General features: G+C 55.4%; 1 pseudogene. It reads right to left on the reverse strand.

The window, feature by feature from the left end:
* Positions 1-71: 71 nt before the first annotated feature.
* Positions 72-1,441: pseudogene (locus GOW93_RS20625) on the reverse strand (transposase).
* Positions 1,442-1,534 lie beyond the last annotated feature (93 nt).

Genomic DNA, 1,534 nt, shown 5'->3' on the forward strand with positions numbered 1-1,534 from the left:
GATAGTGTTGAAGAAGTCGATGTTTTGGCTAGTTTGACGGTTGTCGAGATTTTGGGCGACGCACTCCGTCTTCATGTCGGGGCTAGTGTTGGCACCATTTTAGCCAGTTTGCGGAGGTTTTGGGCGGTTGCGGCGAGTTGGAACTGTTCTGTTCCGCCTTTGGGCCTTCGCAGCCGCATCATACTCACGCCGATATATCGTTTCAGGTGAGCGAAGAGCATTTCAACCTTTCTCCTTTGAATGAACGAGGTCATGTAGGCGTCGGTTTTTCGGATATCGCGAGCGACGTCTCGAGCGGCTTCGTGCACTGACCGCATGAGGCGTCTCCCTTGGTCTTTCGGGCAGCATTGCGGTTTCAAAGGGCAAGCGTCACAGTCGTGCTTGGAGGCGCGATATCTAATGAACCCGTCTTTGCCCCCGTTGGGCTTGCGCGGTTTTGAGAAGTTTCGCCGGTATGTTTGCAGGACCTTGCCGTTTGGGCAGGAATAGCTGTCGATCGTCGGGTCGTAGACAAAATCCTCGCGTGAGAATGTACCGTCGGTTCATTTCGATTTGTCCCAAACTGGAAGGTGCGGGGCGATGTCGCGTTCTTCGACCAACCAGCCGAGCATCTCCGCAGATCCGTAGCCGGTGTCGCCAACCAGCTTGTCGGGTGCCATATCGAAGCGATCCTCGATCCGGTCGATCATGCGCCGCGCAGCAAGGGTTTCAGCGGTCCGAATTGGAACCGACGGTTCGACATCAACGATTACCGCATTATCCAAATCCACCATATAGTTGGTGGAATAGGCGAAGAATGCAGCACCGTCATCCGCCCCGGTCCAGCGGGCGGCAGGATCGACGGGTGATATGTATTTCGGAACCACCTTGGTCGACGCTCCAAAAGCAGCGTCATCAAGGGTCTCCAGATATTCATCGACGACACGGGAATCAGGTTCGCTGGTAGCCCTTCCTTGCTGTCGATGCCACGCGTTTGGTTGGCATTGGCGGGGATCAGGCTGGCATCGACACCGAAGCTGTGCCCGCCGACTAGCCCCTCATCTATGCAGCGCCGCAGCACAGTCTCAAACAAATGCCGGAACAAGCCGCTCTCGCGGAAACGGCCATGGCGGTTCTTCGAGAAGGTCGAATGGTCTGAGGCCGGATCAACCAGATCAAGCCTGCAAAACCAGCGATAGGCCAGATTGACATGCACCTCTTCGCAAAGTCGCCGTTCGGAGCGGATGCCCATGCAGTAACCCGGCAACAACATCCGGATCATCAGTTCAGGATCAATCGACGGACGACCATGTGAGCTGTAATACGGCGCAAGCATTGGGCGCACTGCGGTCAGATCAAGGAAGCGATCAATCCCGCGCAGCGGATGATCCTGCGGCACAAACTCTTCGATTGAGAACTCATAAAACAGCGCGCCTTGCGCTTCCTGTCTCGGCCCCATCATCGCAATGCCCTCCACTCTCAAATCAAGTGAATCAGGGGCGCAGGATCCAATCAACAGACTTTTTCAACAATATCAGGACGAACCAGACATCGA

The sequence above is a fragment of the Ruegeria atlantica genome (assembly GCF_013032455.1).
GTDB classification, from domain to species: Bacteria; Pseudomonadota; Alphaproteobacteria; order Rhodobacterales; family Rhodobacteraceae; genus Ruegeria; species Ruegeria atlantica_B.